This window comes from Neobacillus drentensis, assembly GCF_036962125.1.
GTDB lineage: Bacteria > Bacillota > Bacilli > Bacillales > Cytobacillaceae > Neobacillus > Neobacillus drentensis_B.
The window spans coordinates 106,651-121,907 of sequence record NZ_JBALOA010000018.1 but is presented as its reverse complement, the minus strand read 5'-3'; the positions used below and the strand labels follow the sequence as shown (position 1 = coordinate 121,907).

At 38.1% G+C, this 15,257-nt stretch carries 13 protein-coding genes; 10 read left to right on the top strand and 3 right to left on the bottom strand.

Going from position 1 to position 15,257, the window contains the following annotated elements:
• Positions 1-31 precede the first annotated feature (31 nt).
• From V7121_RS16850 to V7121_RS16835, 4 genes are all read left to right on the top strand, one after another.
• The gene (locus V7121_RS16850) at positions 32-1,045 is read left to right on the top strand and encodes an SIS domain-containing protein (RefSeq protein ID WP_335494158.1); all 1,014 of its coding nucleotides are present in this window, start codon (positions 32-34) and stop codon (positions 1,043-1,045) included.
• 75 nt (positions 1,046-1,120) lie between these two features.
• Positions 1,121-1,903 (top strand): fructoselysine 6-kinase, encoded by a 783-nt coding sequence (frlD, locus tag V7121_RS16845; protein ID WP_335494159.1) that lies wholly within the window; start codon positions 1,121-1,123, stop codon positions 1,901-1,903.
• Between the two features lie 67 nt (positions 1,904-1,970).
• The gene (locus tag V7121_RS16840; RefSeq protein WP_335494160.1) at positions 1,971-2,699 is read left to right on the top strand and encodes a GntR family transcriptional regulator; all 729 of its coding nucleotides are present in this window, start codon (positions 1,971-1,973) and stop codon (positions 2,697-2,699) included.
• Positions 2,700-2,923: 224 nt separating this feature from the next.
• On the top strand, positions 2,924-3,784 hold the full coding sequence (locus V7121_RS16835; RefSeq protein WP_335547252.1) for an alpha/beta hydrolase: 861 nt from the start codon (positions 2,924-2,926) through the stop codon (positions 3,782-3,784).
• Between the two features lie 256 nt (positions 3,785-4,040).
• Here the strand turns inward: V7121_RS16835 and V7121_RS16830 are convergent, their stop codons facing one another.
• From V7121_RS16830 to V7121_RS16820, 3 genes are all read right to left on the bottom strand, one after another.
• Positions 4,041-4,925, bottom strand: a complete 885-nt coding sequence (locus V7121_RS16830) for an RMD1 family protein (RefSeq protein ID WP_335494164.1) — start codon at positions 4,923-4,925, stop codon at positions 4,041-4,043.
• Between the two features lie 114 nt (positions 4,926-5,039).
• On the bottom strand, positions 5,040-6,167 hold the full coding sequence (gene nspC / locus V7121_RS16825) for a carboxynorspermidine decarboxylase (protein WP_335494166.1): 1,128 nt from the start codon (positions 6,165-6,167) through the stop codon (positions 5,040-5,042).
• 1 nt (position 6,168) lies between these two features.
• Positions 6,169-7,407, bottom strand: a complete 1,239-nt coding sequence (locus V7121_RS16820) for a saccharopine dehydrogenase family protein (protein ID WP_335547250.1) — start codon at positions 7,405-7,407, stop codon at positions 6,169-6,171.
• 797 nt (positions 7,408-8,204) lie between these two features.
• Here V7121_RS16820 and V7121_RS16815 point away from each other — a divergent pair.
• The 6 genes from V7121_RS16815 to V7121_RS16790 all read left to right on the top strand — a co-directional run bounded on the left by V7121_RS16815 (position 8,205) and on the right by V7121_RS16790 (position 15,237).
• A complete protein-coding gene (locus tag V7121_RS16815) occupies positions 8,205-8,651 on the top strand; it encodes a YaiI/YqxD family protein (protein ID WP_335494168.1) in 447 nt (148 codons plus the stop codon).
• A gap of 437 nt (positions 8,652-9,088) precedes the next feature.
• Entirely contained in the window at positions 9,089-9,736 is a 648-nt protein-coding gene (locus V7121_RS16810; protein ID WP_335494169.1) for an AmiS/UreI family transporter, read from the top strand.
• Between the two features lies 1 nt (position 9,737).
• Positions 9,738-10,913: a NupC/NupG family nucleoside CNT transporter gene (locus tag V7121_RS16805; protein WP_335494171.1), complete on the top strand. Its 1,176-nt coding sequence runs from the start codon at positions 9,738-9,740 to the stop codon at positions 10,911-10,913.
• 227 nt (positions 10,914-11,140) lie between these two features.
• A complete protein-coding gene (locus V7121_RS16800) occupies positions 11,141-11,659 on the top strand; it encodes a DoxX family protein (RefSeq protein ID WP_335494173.1) in 519 nt (172 codons plus the stop codon).
• A 434-nt stretch (positions 11,660-12,093) separates the two neighbouring features.
• Complete coding sequence (locus V7121_RS16795; protein ID WP_335547248.1) at positions 12,094-12,765, top strand: DNA-binding response regulator; 672 nt, start codon at positions 12,094-12,096, stop codon at positions 12,763-12,765.
• Positions 12,766-13,176: 411 nt separating this feature from the next.
• Complete coding sequence (locus V7121_RS16790) at positions 13,177-15,237, top strand: DUF4179 domain-containing protein (protein ID WP_335547246.1); 2,061 nt, start codon at positions 13,177-13,179, stop codon at positions 15,235-15,237.
• The last annotated feature ends 20 nt before the right edge of the window (positions 15,238-15,257 follow it).

Genomic DNA, 15,257 nt, shown 5'->3' with positions numbered 1-15,257 from the left:
GTTCACGTTCCATTTAGAGGAGGAACCATACATGTTAAAATTTGATGAAGAATTATTTCTTAAACTGGTAGAAAAAGAGGGCCTTACTTTTAGAGGTCAAATTGAAGACATTGTGGATGGGATTTCAAAAAGAGGCTACAGCAATATTTTCTTAATCGGTGCTGGAGGAACGATTGCAATGATGTATCCTTATGAATACATTTTAAAGTCCAACTCTACAATTGATGTTCATGCAGAAATTGCAGCAGAATTTATGGTCATGAATAATAAACGTTTTAGCAAAGATTCTGTTTGTATCTTTACCTCCGTATCTGGTACAACAAAAGAAACAGTGGAAGCAGCAGAATTTTGTAAAGAAAGAGGAGCCACTACGATTGCCTTAGTTGCTGAGCCGAATACTCCATTAACACAAATTGTCGATTATTGCATCACAACTGGTTCAGAAAAACATTCATTTGATACGTTCTTTATGCTTCTCTACATGGTGGTTTTCCGTTTCATGTATAACAACAATGAATTCCCTCAATATGAACAATTCACCAAGGAAGTAGCACTGCTTCCAAGAGCTATTCTAAGTGCAGTAAAAGCTTTTGATAAAAAAGCAGAGGAATTCGCCATTAAACACAAAGACACAAACTACCACATGATGGTGGGTTCAGGTAACTTATGGGGTAACACCTATTCATACGCCATGTGTATTTTAGAAGAAATGCAATGGATTCATGCGAAATCCATTCATGCAGCAGAGTTTTTCCACGGTACACTTGAGCTTGTTGTCGAGGATACAAGTGTGATTTTACTAAAGGGTGAAGACGAAACTAGACCATTGATGGACCGAGTGGAGAGATTTGCTGAGCAGATTACAAAAGAGCTTACCATTATTGATACGAAGGACTTCGAAATGGAAGGCATCAGCGACGAATTTAGAAAGCACTTTGCTGTGAGTATTAACTGGTCTGTGTTAAGCCGGATTAGTGTTTACTTAGAACGTGAACGAAACCACTCTTTAGATCTTAGAAGATATTATCGAGTAATGGAATATTAAGTCCAGCAATGAGCACTACATTGTAGTGCTCGTTTCTTCCATTTAATGATTAATCATTAGAAAGAAGGGTAAAGGATGAGAATTGCAACAGTCGGAGATAACTGTATGGATGTTTATCATGCAAGCGGGAAGGCCTATCCCGGAGGAAATCCTGTGAATGTGGCTGTCTATTTAAATCAATTAGGTGCCGATTCTGCGTATATTGGCTGGGTTGGTACCGATACATATGGTAATAGAATGATACAAGCAATAAAAGATAAAGGGGTAGATGTCACTCATTTATCGCAGAAGGTAGGAAAAACAGCCATTACCTTGGTTGAATTAATTGACAATGACCGGAAATTTGGGGAGTACGATGAAGGAGTAATGGCTAACTTTTCCTTAACCCAGGAAGAACTTGACTTCATTGGAACACATCAGATTGTCCATGCAGGAATTTGGGGTCATGTTGAGAGGTATTATCCACTTTTTAAAGAGAGAGGAATCCCTACCTCCTTTGATTTCTCCGATCAATTAGATCATAGTTTAGTAAAAACGTTACCGCCATTTGTAGATTATGCATTCTTCTCCTACACAAAGGACGATGTATATATTCGTCAGTTATTAAAGGATGTCAAAAGGGGCGGTTCTAAAATGGCTGTAGCAACCTTAGGGGAAAATGGCTCGCTGGCCTTCGATGGTGAACAATTTTATCAATGCAGTGTGGTTGATACAGATGTTGTCGACACGATGGGAGCCGGTGATTCGTTTATTGCTGGCTTTATTTATGGAAGATTACAAGGACTCGCAATCAATGAATGTTTAGAGCTGGGCACTGAGACAGCTTCAAAAACGATAAGATATTTTGGTGCATGGTGACGAGGATTGGTAATCAAGGTATAATAGATACTATATAATTTATTTACGGATAAGGATGAAATAAGCTATGAATTTAAATCCTTCAACCCCCCAGCCTCTCTATATGCAGATTAGGCAAATGTTGAAGAATGATATTCAGAACGGAAAATATAAACCAGATGAACAAATCCCTACTGAAGCAGAACTTTGCGAAATCTATAATGTAAGTCGGATTACGATTCGAAAAGCTATTGAGGAATTGGTGAAAGAAGGAACCTTGACACGGATTCCCCGTAGAGGTACTTTTGTTGCGTCTAATAAGTTTCATAATGAATTATTATCGGTAAGTGGATTTTCAGAGTTTAGTCATCAACTGGGGATGATACCTAATTCTCGTATTCTAAGAAGCGAAGTGATCCCAGCAACTGAAGATATTGCAGGGCATCTCCATATTGAGATGGGAAGTCCTGTTTTGGAACTGGAGCGGCTCATGTATGTAAATGGCCGGCCTCTTTTTTACGATATTGCTCACTATTCGTTGATGCATTTTCCAGATTTAGAAAAGAAAATTGCAGGGGATGAATCAACTTATAAGATCCTTTTGGAAGATTACCAAACAGAAATTGTGAGTAATGATAAAATTATTGATGTAATTGGTGCTACACAAGATTATGCTAAGTTATTAGAATGTGATATTGGTGCGAATCTCTTCCGAATTTTAAAAATTGCATTTGATGCAAACGATCAGCCTGTCCACCTTTCAACGTTTATGTGTGAGACCAATAAAGTCAATTTGACCGTCCATCGGGCTAAATAGACGCTACAGTTTTCGTGTGAAAGAATAATTTAATAAAAGCTAGGAGATACTCAGACGTACAGCGATTGGGTGTCTCTTTTTTATATTTCTTCGACAATGGGTGAAAGAGGGTTGCTTTTGACCTGTTTTATACTAAAATGAACATAAAAAGCATTAAAAACTCAAATAAGTAAGGAACCGAAGGCAGTTTTTTTAAAGTGTTTGCAACAGGAGGATTACTACAAATGACAACAGTAGGGACATTTAATGGTGTCGATGGAATAGAACTTTTCTTTCGTGTAATCGAACCATTAACGGCTCCAAAAGCGGCGGTTATTTTAGTTCATGGACATGGTGACCATAGTGGAGGGCTCCAGAACCTTAGTGCCAGCTTGGTTGAAAGTAATTATATCGTTTATGCCTATGATTTACGAGGTCATGGAAAAAGTGCGGGTAAAAGAGGATTTATCCGAAGCTGGGATGAATTTAGAGACGATTTACACGAGTTTCGTAAGCTTGTTTCTCTTGATCAGCCGGAATTGCCTTTGTATATCGTAGGACATAGTCTTGGAGGCTTGATGACTCTCGATTATACCTTGGACCATAGTGCTGGCATTTCAGGGATCATCGCCATTTCTCCTGCCATTTCATACGAAGTGAAACCATTTGAGCAAATAGGTATCACGCTAATGGGAAAAATCAAACCAGACTACAGTATCAATAAATCTAAAAAAATTCGCTTATTAAAGAAGAATTCAACGCTGCATACAAAATACTATTCTGATCGTCTACGTCATAATATCGTTACACCTGGATTGGGAAGTGGCTTGGTCCAAGCGATAGCCCGGTTAGAAAATCAGGCCGCGTCGATTAAATTACCCTTATTATTGCAAAACGGAATGGAAGATAAGATTACACCGCCAACCAAACTAAACCAATTTTTTCACCTAGTAGCCTCTAAGGACAAGCAGTTATACGAGTACCCTTTGGCCAAACATCGTCCCTTTGATGAAGTAGGAAAAGAGAAGTTTTTAGGAGATTTAGTTGCCTGGTTAGACAATCAAATGAATAAAAAACAAAAAGTGTTATACAGAGAGATTGTTTAGGGTATAGGAAGAGGAAAAATAGAAAATTTAGTAGGATTATTAAGAAAAAAGCGGAGATATCCCCGCTTTTTTGTGTGTTTGGGCATTTTGTTTATTTTTATTTAACGAGTTGTCCAATCAATGGGCGAATTTCTAAGGTTTATGAGCGAATTTTAGCTCCCAATGAGCGGATTCTCTATTTCAATGGGCGAATCTAGTATTTTTATGAGCGAATCGAATTTTATAAAGCGTTAGTAGCGCCGAATGTAATGCAAATCTATAGCCACCCGCCAATTTGCAAAATCGTCAAGACAATCTCAATCACAATCAGAGTTACGATGATCCATTCTACAAATAATCCCCGAATCGAATGGCTAATAGTGGAAAAGCCGTCCATGATGTTATACAGAATATCTGTTTTACTTTTTAAAATTTTATAACGGTCGTTCAACTCGAAAAACTCGACCATCTTGTCGTAAAACTCGCTGGCTGTGCTGCTCGACCAGGTAATATCAGGCTTATCCAATATCATGATATATGCAAGCGTATTGTACTCGTGGCGGACGATTTTTGCCGTGGTCCGGGCCAGTTCCTTATTACCGATGCGGAGGTTGCCTTTTTCCAGCCTGTCAATCATGGTTTCGAGTTTGTCGTGAATTTTCCCAAGCTGTTCCTCTGTTTTCTCAAGTGCCACCGATTTTGCAATGACAGTAGAAATCAATTCAGGGTAGAAATCCTCATATTCAGGTACCACCACATATTCATCGGTCAATTCCAGGTTCTCTGTTTCACTGATGTGAAGACAATAATCATCGCTATATCGGTCAGCCTGTTCGATGTCAAAGTCAGGTTCAAAAGAATGGATGTAGTGCAATAAACTTTGAATCTCATCAACACGTGAATGATTAATGAAGACAATGCTGCCAAACGAAAATATAAGCACCATTTGCGAGTCGTCTACATTTTTATGAAGGATTGATTCAAGAATGGCGCCTCTCAGAATTAATGGTTGCTCCCAAGTGAATTTTTTTGGTATCCCGCAATGGATGGCGATTTTGTTCAAATCAATTTCATGGGTAACAGCAAATGCTTTAAAGGTAATTTCTTTCACATTGATCACCTTTCCAGTGGATTGTCCTTTTTTCGATTGTATTCTATACATTACAATAACATGCTTGGGCAATTCTTGGAAAAACATATTTGATAAATAATCACTAAATAAAAAAAGAGATCGGTTCTATTAGGAACCGGTCTCTTTTTACCTGCTTAGATTATATTATGCTAATCTCATCTTGAAGTCCTGATAGCCGAATTCGCGCACGACTCGACAATCTCCATCTTTATCTTGAACAGCGATGGCAGGTAGTGGCATGCCGTTAAATGTGGAGTTTTTGACCATCGTATAAATCGCCATATCACCGAAAACTAATCGGTCACCGCTCTTCAGGGGTTGATCAAAGGAATAATCTCCGATGACATCACCTGTAAGGCAGGTTTGGCCGCCGAGCCGATAGGTAAATGGCTTCTCACCAGCTTCTCCTGATCCAAATAAAGGAGGACGGTAAGGCATTTCTAAAACATCAGGCATATGGCAGGTTGCCGACGTGTCAAGAATCGCAATTTCCAAACCATTTTCGTGGAGATCAAGAACGGAGGTAATTAAGTATCCTGCATTAAGAGCGATTGCTTCTCCCGGCTCAAGATAAACTTCTAATCCGTACTTATCTTGCATTCTCTTAATACACGCTTCTAGTCTAGGAATATCATAATCTTCTCTTGTAATATGGTGACCGCCGCCAAAGTTAACCCACTCCATTTGCGGAAGCCATTCTCCAAACTTTTCTTCAAAAGCATTGAGCGTTGTTTCTAAATCGTCCGAGTTTTGCTGACAAAGGGTGTGGAAATGCAGACCAGAAACCCCTTCAAGCAAATCGGGACGGAAATTCTTCTTAGTGACACCAAACCTTGAACCTGGTGAACATGGGTCGTAGATCGCATGACCAATTTGGGTAGAGCACTCAGGATTGATACGCAAGCCCACTTTCCGGCCAGCAGCAAGTGCCTTATCTTTAAATTTTTCCAACTGTGAGAAGGAATTAAAAATAATATGATCACAAATCGAGATAATTTCATCGATTTCATCTTCACGGTAGGCAGGGGCAAAGACATGATTCTCTTTGCCCATTTCTTCGTACCCTAGGCGCGCTTCATACAAGCCGCTTGCAGTGGTACCACTTAAATACTTTCCAATGAGTGGATACATGGTTGTCATCGAGAATGCCTTTTGTGCCAAAACAATCTTTGCTCCCGTACGTTCCATGACTCCGTTCAGGATTTTTAGATTTTTTTCAACAAGCGCTTCATCGACTACATAACATGGTGTTGGTAATTCTTCAAACCGCATCTTATCGAACTAGCTCCGGTTCTTTTGCTTCTTCAGGTAATTCATCAACAAGCACAGGACTAAAATCTTCTACCCATGGAAGTCCCCATTTATTTAACTCTTCCATAAATGGATCTGGATTAAATTCTTCAATATTGAATACGCCTGGTTTATTCCATTTGCCAGTCATGATCATTGCTGCACCGATCATCGCAGGAACGCCAGTTGTATAAGAGATAGCTTGAGAGCCGACTTCTTTATAGCACTCTTGGTGGTCACAAATATTATAGACGTAATAGGTTTTATCTTGTCCGTCTTTTTTCCCTTTGAAGATACAGCCGATGTTGGTTTTCCCAACTGTACGTGGACCAAGGGATGCTGGATCAGGTAAAACTGCCTTCAAGAATTGAAGAGGAATGATTTGTTTTCCTTCGAATTCAATTGGCTCGATAGAAGTCATTCCTACATTTTCAAGGGCTTTTAAGTGTGTAATATAACTTTGGCCAAATGTCATGAAGAAACGGATGCGCTTAATTCCTGGGATATTTTGCGCAAGAGATTCAAGCTCTTCATGGTAAAGTAAATACATATCCTTTTGACCAACTTCAGCGAAGTTATATTCACGTTTAATTTCCATTGGCTCAGTTTCGACCCACTCGCCGTTTTCCCAGTATCTTCCGTTAGCAGAAACCTCACGGATATTGATTTCAGGATTAAAGTTTGTTGCAAATGGATAGCCGTGGTCGCCGCCATTACAGTCAAGAATATCGATATATTCGATTTCATCAAAGTAGTGCTTTAGAGCATAAGCAGAGAATACACCTGTTACACCAGGGTCGAAGCCGCTGCCTAAAAGAGCTGTAATTCCAGCTTTTTCAAAACGCTTGCGGTAGTCCCACTGCCATTTGTATTCAAATTTTGCCGTATCTTCCGGCTCATAGTTTGCTGTGTCCATATAATGTGTTTTTGTAGCAAGGCAAGCATCCATGATCGTTAAATCCTGGTATGGCAATGCTAAGTTCATGACGATGTCTGGTTTAACTTCTTCAATTAAAGCAATTAACTCGTCCACATTATTTGCATCTACTTGAGCAGTAGTAATTTTTGTTTTGCCGCCATCTAATTTAGCTTTTAAATCATCACATTTTGATTTTGTGCGACTAGCGATACAAATCTCTTCAAATACCTCACTGTTTTGAACACATTTATGAATGGCTACTGAGGCCACTCCACCACAACCAATTATAAGAGCTTTTCCCATTTTCTTATCTCCTAACTTAATAGACTTTTTGATAAAGCAACGAGGAATTCCATAACAATATAACGATGAAAAGAACAAAGAAGACGAATGTCATAACCTCTTAAGAACGTTTGCAACACAACAAAAAAAAGCAAGTGAATCATAACGCAAACCTGCGCACAACACTTGCTTTTGATATAATCATCAATATTAAAAAGCATACGTATACCGTAATAGAAAACATACTACTACAATAAACATCCTTGATTTACTAGTAAGGAAGCTTTTATAATATTCAAAATATATCGTCATAGGATCAGAGTCTATATAGCAAATAATTACTTTTACTACTCTTATTGACCGTTTCACAAGTTGTGTGCATATGCACTGGTTGTAAAGTAACCAACTTATAAAATTTGAGCTTCTAACTCAATCAATAAGGCAACTAAAGTTGCCAATCGGCATTTGACCCGGCTGTCCGTATGGCCTTGACTTCTTTTTAAGGAAGTGGTCAAAAATTATCTGCTTGGAAAGATCCAGACATATTGAATATTAGCTTTCCAATTTACGCACCTCCAATAATATCAGCAACTTATATAAATGGCAATAAGGAAATTAAAAAAAGTGTCGGAAAATCTTAGCAATCTTAACTTTTAAAGAAATTACTATCAAATGGGAGCCATTCTCCAGGCCAATTCAAATCTTTTAAGGAAGTCTTTCTGGAAATACATTGCTGTATTCCTTCTTTTCTTGACAAATACTTGAATTAACAATAGTGTATCACTATCCATTCGAACTTCATTTCAGGAGAGATACAGATGAATATTTATGTTGATGCTGATGCTTGTCCGGTAAAAGATATTATTATCTCTGAAGGCAGAAGTGCAGGAATCCCTATTACCCTTGTCACGAGCTTTTCCCATTTTTCAAATGCGGAGCAGCCATCAGGAGTGGAAATTATTTATGTGGATTCTGGAGCGGATGCAGCCGATTATCGAATTATGAAGTTAGCCAAATCAGGAGATATCATTGTGACTCAGGATTATGGACTTGCATCGCTAGGATTAGCAAAAGGATGTATAGTTCTCCACCACAAAGGGTTTACCTATACAAATGAAAACATTGATCAATTATTACAAACACGATATTTAAGCGCAATGGCTCGGAAAAGCGGGAAGCGAACAAAGGGACCAAAGCCTTTTACCGCGGAAGACCGGGATCAATTTAATAGGCTGTTTTTACAAGTTATTTCTCGTTATCAATAATTTAATGGTAAACAGTTGCAGGCACTTGTTCGCTAAGTTTCAATCCAAAGGCGGTTCGGACTTCTGAATCGTCTTTTAATTCATTCCACTGGGCCAGTATCTCCGCATGTAACCTCAAAAAGCTAACTACAACGATTCAACTACTAAAATACAGACTCCAATCTAATAGTAGAATATTTACATTTTGTTTGAATGTATTTTACAAAATTTCATTGTTTTTTAAAATTTAGGTAAAAATCTGAATTAAATAGATAAATCTAAATCATTCTGGTGGAAATGGAAATATTTTTTTACATTTTGTTCATTCTTTGTTTAACGTTTGTTCAAAATATGTGTTATATTATTGAAGTGATTTTAGAACTACTGATGAAAGCGCTCGCTTAGTCCGGTAAGTGAAGGAGGGAGAGTTGTGAAAATGGCATTTCACAACAATTAATATGGGATTTGTTGGTTTATTTCTTTCGGGAGCAGTTTTATTTCTAAACAGTTTGATGCTACTAGGAAAAGCAGAGGCAAAGAGTGTTGGTATTTTTAATATTTTTGTAGGAACTCTTCAAATAATAATTCCATGTTATTTAATCGTGGTTTCGGGTCAAGACCATTGGGAGCTTTATAATTATGCATCTATTTTCTTATTTGGGTTAACTTATTTATATGTTGGCTGTACCGCTTTGAAGGGACTTGAAGGCAGCGGACTTGGCTGGTTCAGTCTATGGGTTGCTATTATTGGAATCGTATATACTTTAACAGCTGTTATTCACTTTCATAATGTTGTCGATGCACTAACATGGGCCATGTGGGTATTCTTATGGTTTCTGTTCTTTTTATCAAGTGCACTTAATAAGAAAATTGACCATTATCTCGGAAGAGTTGCATTTGTTCAGTCATGGTTGACATTGACTATACCAGCGCTCCTTTATTTTTTAGGGGTTTGGAATACACCAATTGTTTATCAAATCTGGACCTATGTATTAATTCTGGCCATCGTCTATTTTATTATCAGCTTTTTCAGATTGAAGCTTTCGTATAAAAAAGAGAAAAGTAGTCAAGCAATTCAAGTTATTAATGCTTTGGAGGTAAAGTAATATGTCAATCTTAATCGGAATCGTTGGTATCCTAGTTCTAGTAGGTGCTGCTTGGTTAATGTCCAACGATAAGAAAAACATAAACTATCGTGCAGTTGGTATAATGGTAGTCGTTCAGTTGTTTATAGCTTGGTTTATGCTCAATACTTCAATTGGTCAAAAGGTTCTTCACAAGGTTGTAGAGGGCTTTAACAAGGTTCTTTCTTTCGGGAATGACGGGATCTCATTCGTATTCGGTGACCTTGCAGGTAAGAATTTATTCTTTGTGAATGTTCTCATGATGATTGTATTCGTAACAGCTATTCTCGGTATCTTAACCTATTCAAGAATATTACCATTAGCGATTAAATACATTGGTGGGGCAGTTAGTAAAATTACTGGTCTACCAAAAATTGAATCCTTTGTTGCGGTGAATTCTATGGTATTTGGTGATACTTCCGCTATTCTTTCGGTTAAGTCATTCATACCTAGTCTTTCTGGAAACCGCTTGTTTGTTGTTGCAACTTCTTCTCTTGTGGCAGTAAGTTGTTCAATCCTCGGTGCTTACATGCAAATGATTCCACCAGAGTTTGTATTGGTTGCCTTACCAATTAACGTCTTCTCTGGACTGATCTTATCAACGATTGTATGTCCTGTAAGTAAAGAAGAGGATGAAGTAATCGATATTAAGGGAATGATACCTGAGAAATCTCTTTTCGAAGCAATCGGCAACTGGACATTGCTCGGCGGAAAGACGGCCTTAATCGTTGGTGCTATGCTTATTACTTATGTAGGATTAATCGCGGCTGTTAACTGGATTTTTACTTCAATCTTCGGTATTTCTTTCACCGGCGTACTTGGATATGTTTTCGCGCCAATCGCTTGGATTATGGGTATTCCTTCAAATGAGATTGTTAGAGCTGGCTCAGTCATGGGTACTAAGGTAGCGGCTAACGAGTTCGTCGCTATGTTAGACTTCATGAAAATGATCCCTAAACTATCTCCGAAGACAGTAGGTATTGTATCAGGGTTCTTAGTATCATTTGCTAACTTTTCTTCAATTGGAATTATCTTGGGAACTGTGCAAGCAATTGATGGGGAAAAGGCAAGTCAGTTAGCTAAGGTTGGTTTAAAAGTTCTATTAGTAGCTACAATGGGATCAGTCTTAACTGGAACGATGATCGGCTTATTCCTATAATTTCTAATAATCTTTAGTACCCTAAGAAAGCCCTGATCAGGGGCTTTTTTTTGATGAAAAAAATCAAAAGACTCGCTTCAGCCAAAGAGTCAGTTTCATGTTCAACATTCCGTCAAATCATTTCAAACAAACTGTGAACTTATCACTATACCTATGTTGTTTAAGGTGAAAAGTGATTATAGTGTAATCATAAAGAACAAATAAATCGCGAAGGGCGGAATGAACTTATGTTTAATAAATTTTTAAGAGAAAATAAAATTGCAGCGGCAATTCTTACGGTCTTACGTTTATACCTTGGCTATTCTTGGCTTACAGCCGGTTATGGAAAATTATCAAGCGGCGGCTTTGATGCGGCAGGATTTTTAAAGGGGGCAATCGCCAATCCGGTAAAAGGTCCAGATGGCGCGGTTGTATTTGGCTGGTATGTAGACTTCTTGAAACACTTTGCCTTACCAAACGTTGATGTGTTTAACGTCATTGTACCTTGGGGCGAAACCTTAATCGGTTTAGGGTTAATCTTAGGCTGCTTAACAACTACAGCAATGTTCTTTGGTCTAGTGATGAACTTCAGCTTCTTCTTAGCAGGTACTGTTTCTCATAACCCAAGAGACATCTTCATTGGCTTCATTATCCTAACAGCAGGTTATAACGCTGGAAGAATCGGCTTAGACCGCTGGGTGGTTCCATTCTTTACAAAAATGAGCAAAAAAGGTACTGGCAACGAAAAAGCAAACGTAAGTGCATAAATTAGTTCTTACCTAAAAGACGATTCGGAATTCCGAATCGTCTTTTTGTGCATGGCGCTGAGTATCTGATGGGATAGACTTTCTGAAAATCGGTTGCTGTCTTCCGTGTTTTGTTGATAAATACTTAGATAAACATAGAGAAGACATTGTGCGGAAAGCGAACAAAAGGGCCGAAGCCTTGACAAATTTAGGAATTCTATTAAACTAAAAATAGTTTTATCCTCAAATTCTTCTCTAAATATTCTTACTTATATTAGCTACTTCGCAAGTCTATATTTGTTTTTACATTCTCCAATTGCATCCACATTTAACACTCTTTTTACTCCTATTAATCTCATTAATTTTTACAATTTATCTGAAGCTGAATGAAGAATTTACACCAATAACAATATTGGATACAAGGGAAAATTGATAATAGTAGAAATGGAGGAAAGATGGTATGGGATTTGAAGAAGAGTACCAAGTATTTTTTAATGCTCACTTGCAGGGCAAGATCCGGTGAACGTTTGCGGCGCTTACAAGAAGGTCATAACCAGGCTGAAAAGTTATTTTTGAAGCAGGTGTGGTGGCCTTCATTTTACCACTTTCGGTATCTGCATCCGGAATATGAAGTTGATGATTTTAAGGATGGGAAAAGGTATTTGGATTTTGCATATATACGTCCCGCCATCAGGATTTGCTTTGAGGTCGACGGGTATGGTCCTCACCTTAAGAACATAAGCAGATGGCAATTTTCCGACAGCTTGGAACGTCAAAACCAGTTGGTGATTGACGGATGGACAGTAATCCGCTTTTCTTATGATCAAATCAATGAGAATCCTCGCCGATGCCAACAAATTGTTCAGCAAGTAATAGGCCGATGGCTAGGTGATGAACTGGACCAGACATCTCTGTCCTTTGTCGAAAAGGAAGTGCTTCGGCTAGCGATTCGAAAAGGAGAAGCCATAACCCCTATAGAAGTCGAGAAGTATTTGAATTCAACTGACAAGACTGTAAAAAAGGTACTTTCACAACTAGTTGATAAAAAGATGCTAATTCCCACATCTGGAACCATGAGGGTCCGCTCTTATCGGTTGGGGGATCAGGTTAAGCATCCAATCTTATAAATAGACGGAAAAATTCCGCTTAATTAGTAAATAGAATTAATAATAGCTTAAATAGGCGGAGGGATTCCGCTTATTCACCCGAAGAACATGAAACTAGGGGGATTTTGCATTGAATAGCCGGAAATTCTCCGCTTATATATCCCGAAACGTGCTCCATTCTGCAAATAAGCGGAAATTCTCCGCTTATTTTTTTCTGGTTACTTAATTAAGGATAGAACTTCTATTTAAAAAGGATTGGACAAGCATTCTTTTGTTATCTCATTTAAATCCATCAATTAAAACCATTGAGTTCTACTGAGGAAAAGTCATTCAAAAAAGGAAATTTAGACCATTTTTTTGTTTGAACTATTATAATAAAAGTATTGTTTGAAATTGTTATATAAATAGAAGGTTGAAGGGGGGAAGACATGAATGATCCCAGCAAAAATAGAGCCTATTTCAATCACTACCATAAGCAAAAAAGGCGTAGATTCCATCTACGATTGGTTGGAGAAGCATAAACAAACGTTCTATATACTTGGTTGGTCTTATCTTCGTAATCATCAGCAAATGGAAGAGCTATTTTACCGATTCATAATAAAAGTCCACAAGGAGTTGCCGCGATTTAAACGTGAAACATCATTCGAATTGTGGGTTACATCCATTTTCATACCTATTTGCCGGGAACTTTCTGTGGATCAAGGGGAAAGTGAACCACGTCAGGATCTATTCAACGCACTTGATCAATTGAAAGAGTACGAGAAAGAAGCGATGATCCTTACCTACGTAAAAGGACTTTCACATGAGGAAGCGGTACAGCTTCTCCAAGTTTCTGTAGAAAAGATAAAGGAGCTTTTATTTTCAGGAATTCAGTCGCTCAGAAAAGAAATGGGATATGAATCCGCCTTTAATGGCTGTAGGGAGTATCACAAGTATTACATCGATTACTTAGAAAGAACCCTGGAGCGGCCGAAAAAAATTGATTTAGAGATACATATATATCATTGTCAAGACTGTCAGGATGATTTGGCTTCCTTTCAGGATGTCCTGTTAACCATGGCAAATCTTTCGGAAAAAATGGAGGATTTCCATGTGCCAGCAGATTTCATGGAAAATGTTAAAACTCGACTGGCAGAAAGGGAAAAACATAGACAACAGAAGAACAAGAAACGTTTAAGAATCGGCATGGTTATTGCGAGTTTTTTCGCATTATTGATAGGGATAGAAGTTTTTACAGGGGCATTCACCAACTACTACTATACATGGACAGAGGAAGATCAGGAATTGCGTGCCTTATTACAACAGGACGCGGGTGAGAGGCTAAACCTTGAAGCGGAAAGTGCTGGGGTGAAAATTAAGATCAGGAGTGCGGTGGCTGATGAGGTTCAGACTCTAGTTTTTTATGAAATTGAAGATACAGCTGAAGATAATCAATATATGATGAATTATGATGATGGAGTGTTTGTGGAGAACGAACATAAAATCATGAATACTGAAAGCCAACCATGGTACAATCCTCCTGACCTTAAATCGGCTGTAAATAAGAAAAGAAAGAACGTTTATCAAGGAAAGCTTAGTCTGCTGCCACTCACAACGGATAAAGGGACAATCAAACTCAAGATCACAAAGCTCCTGAAATTGATTCGTGATTCCTCTGACCAAAGTAGTTTTATGGCTTACGACAACACGGAATATAAAACAGGGGAGTGGAACTTCGAAATCCCTGTCACCAAAAAGCCTTCCGTCGAATACGCATTAAAGGAAGAAACTGAAGTTGAGGGGATCCCGGTTAGATTTGATAGACTAACTATTGCCCCAACTGCTACAATTCTGCAATATAGTATTAATACTGAACAGACAGAGAAGCGGATCGATGCTCTTAATTTTGACAATATAGAAGTGAACAATAAAAAAGTGAAAACGGATATGTTTGGCAGCTCATTTATGAATGCACAGCAAGTCATGAATTGGACTACTTTTCAAACATACTTTGACCCTCTTTATGGAGAAAAACCAAAACAGATTAATGTTCCACTCAAATCTATTCATTTAACGTTTGAAGACCCAAAAACTATCGAACTGGATGCTTCTCAAAAATATCCTCAAACCTTTGAATATGCAGGCAGTACAATCTCCATCGATAAGGTGGAAGTTGGACTACCTTCCATGGTTGTCATAAGCAATCATGAAATTAAGAATCGAGCGTATGAGGAGCTTAACTTTAGTGTTCTGGGTGAGGAAGAAAATGAGCCTATTTCAATGGAGATGGATACTGAAGGAGTACTCGTTGATAAGAATGGGATGGAATACAATCAAAATAAAATCCCTGTCTCATATGAAGAAATTGATCAGCCCCGTAATTTCATTACAGTTCAAAGCTTTCGGATAGACGGTAACAGTGCTGGAGAGAAAGTGATTCCTAAAAGGCTGGAGATTTATGGGTATAATACCACGAAATATTTGGATGATATTGTGAGAATTTCATTGAAATAAGCTGAAAATTAAGTGACTGA

What these genes read in the sequence shown, in the direction of transcription:
- V7121_RS16850 (WP_335494158.1), top strand. Translation starts at nt 32, where the DNA reads ATGTTAAAATTTGATGAAGAATTATTTCTTAAACTGGTAGAAAAAGAG.
- frlD (WP_335494159.1), top strand. Translation starts at nt 1,121, where the DNA reads ATGAGAATTGCAACAGTCGGAGATAACTGTATGGATGTTTATCATGCA.
- V7121_RS16840 (WP_335494160.1), top strand. Translation starts at nt 1,971, where the DNA reads ATGAATTTAAATCCTTCAACCCCCCAGCCTCTCTATATGCAGATTAGG.
- V7121_RS16835 (WP_335547252.1), top strand. Translation starts at nt 2,924, where the DNA reads ATGACAACAGTAGGGACATTTAATGGTGTCGATGGAATAGAACTTTTC.
- V7121_RS16830 (WP_335494164.1), bottom strand. Translation starts at nt 4,925, where the DNA reads ATGTATAGAATACAATCGAAAAAAGGACAATCCACTGGAAAGGTGATC.
- nspC (WP_335494166.1), bottom strand. Translation starts at nt 6,167, where the DNA reads ATGCGGTTTGAAGAATTACCAACACCATGTTATGTAGTCGATGAAGCG.
- V7121_RS16820 (WP_335547250.1), bottom strand. Translation starts at nt 7,407, where the DNA reads ATGGGAAAAGCTCTTATAATTGGTTGTGGTGGAGTGGCCTCAGTAGCC.
- V7121_RS16815 (WP_335494168.1), top strand. Translation starts at nt 8,205, where the DNA reads ATGAATATTTATGTTGATGCTGATGCTTGTCCGGTAAAAGATATTATT.
- V7121_RS16810 (WP_335494169.1), top strand. Translation starts at nt 9,089, where the DNA reads ATGGGATTTGTTGGTTTATTTCTTTCGGGAGCAGTTTTATTTCTAAAC.
- V7121_RS16805 (WP_335494171.1), top strand. Translation starts at nt 9,738, where the DNA reads ATGTCAATCTTAATCGGAATCGTTGGTATCCTAGTTCTAGTAGGTGCT.
- V7121_RS16800 (WP_335494173.1), top strand. Translation starts at nt 11,141, where the DNA reads ATGTTTAATAAATTTTTAAGAGAAAATAAAATTGCAGCGGCAATTCTT.
- V7121_RS16795 (WP_335547248.1), top strand. Translation starts at nt 12,094, where the DNA reads ATGGTATGGGATTTGAAGAAGAGTACCAAGTATTTTTTAATGCTCACT.
- V7121_RS16790 (WP_335547246.1), top strand. Translation starts at nt 13,177, where the DNA reads ATGATCCCAGCAAAAATAGAGCCTATTTCAATCACTACCATAAGCAAA.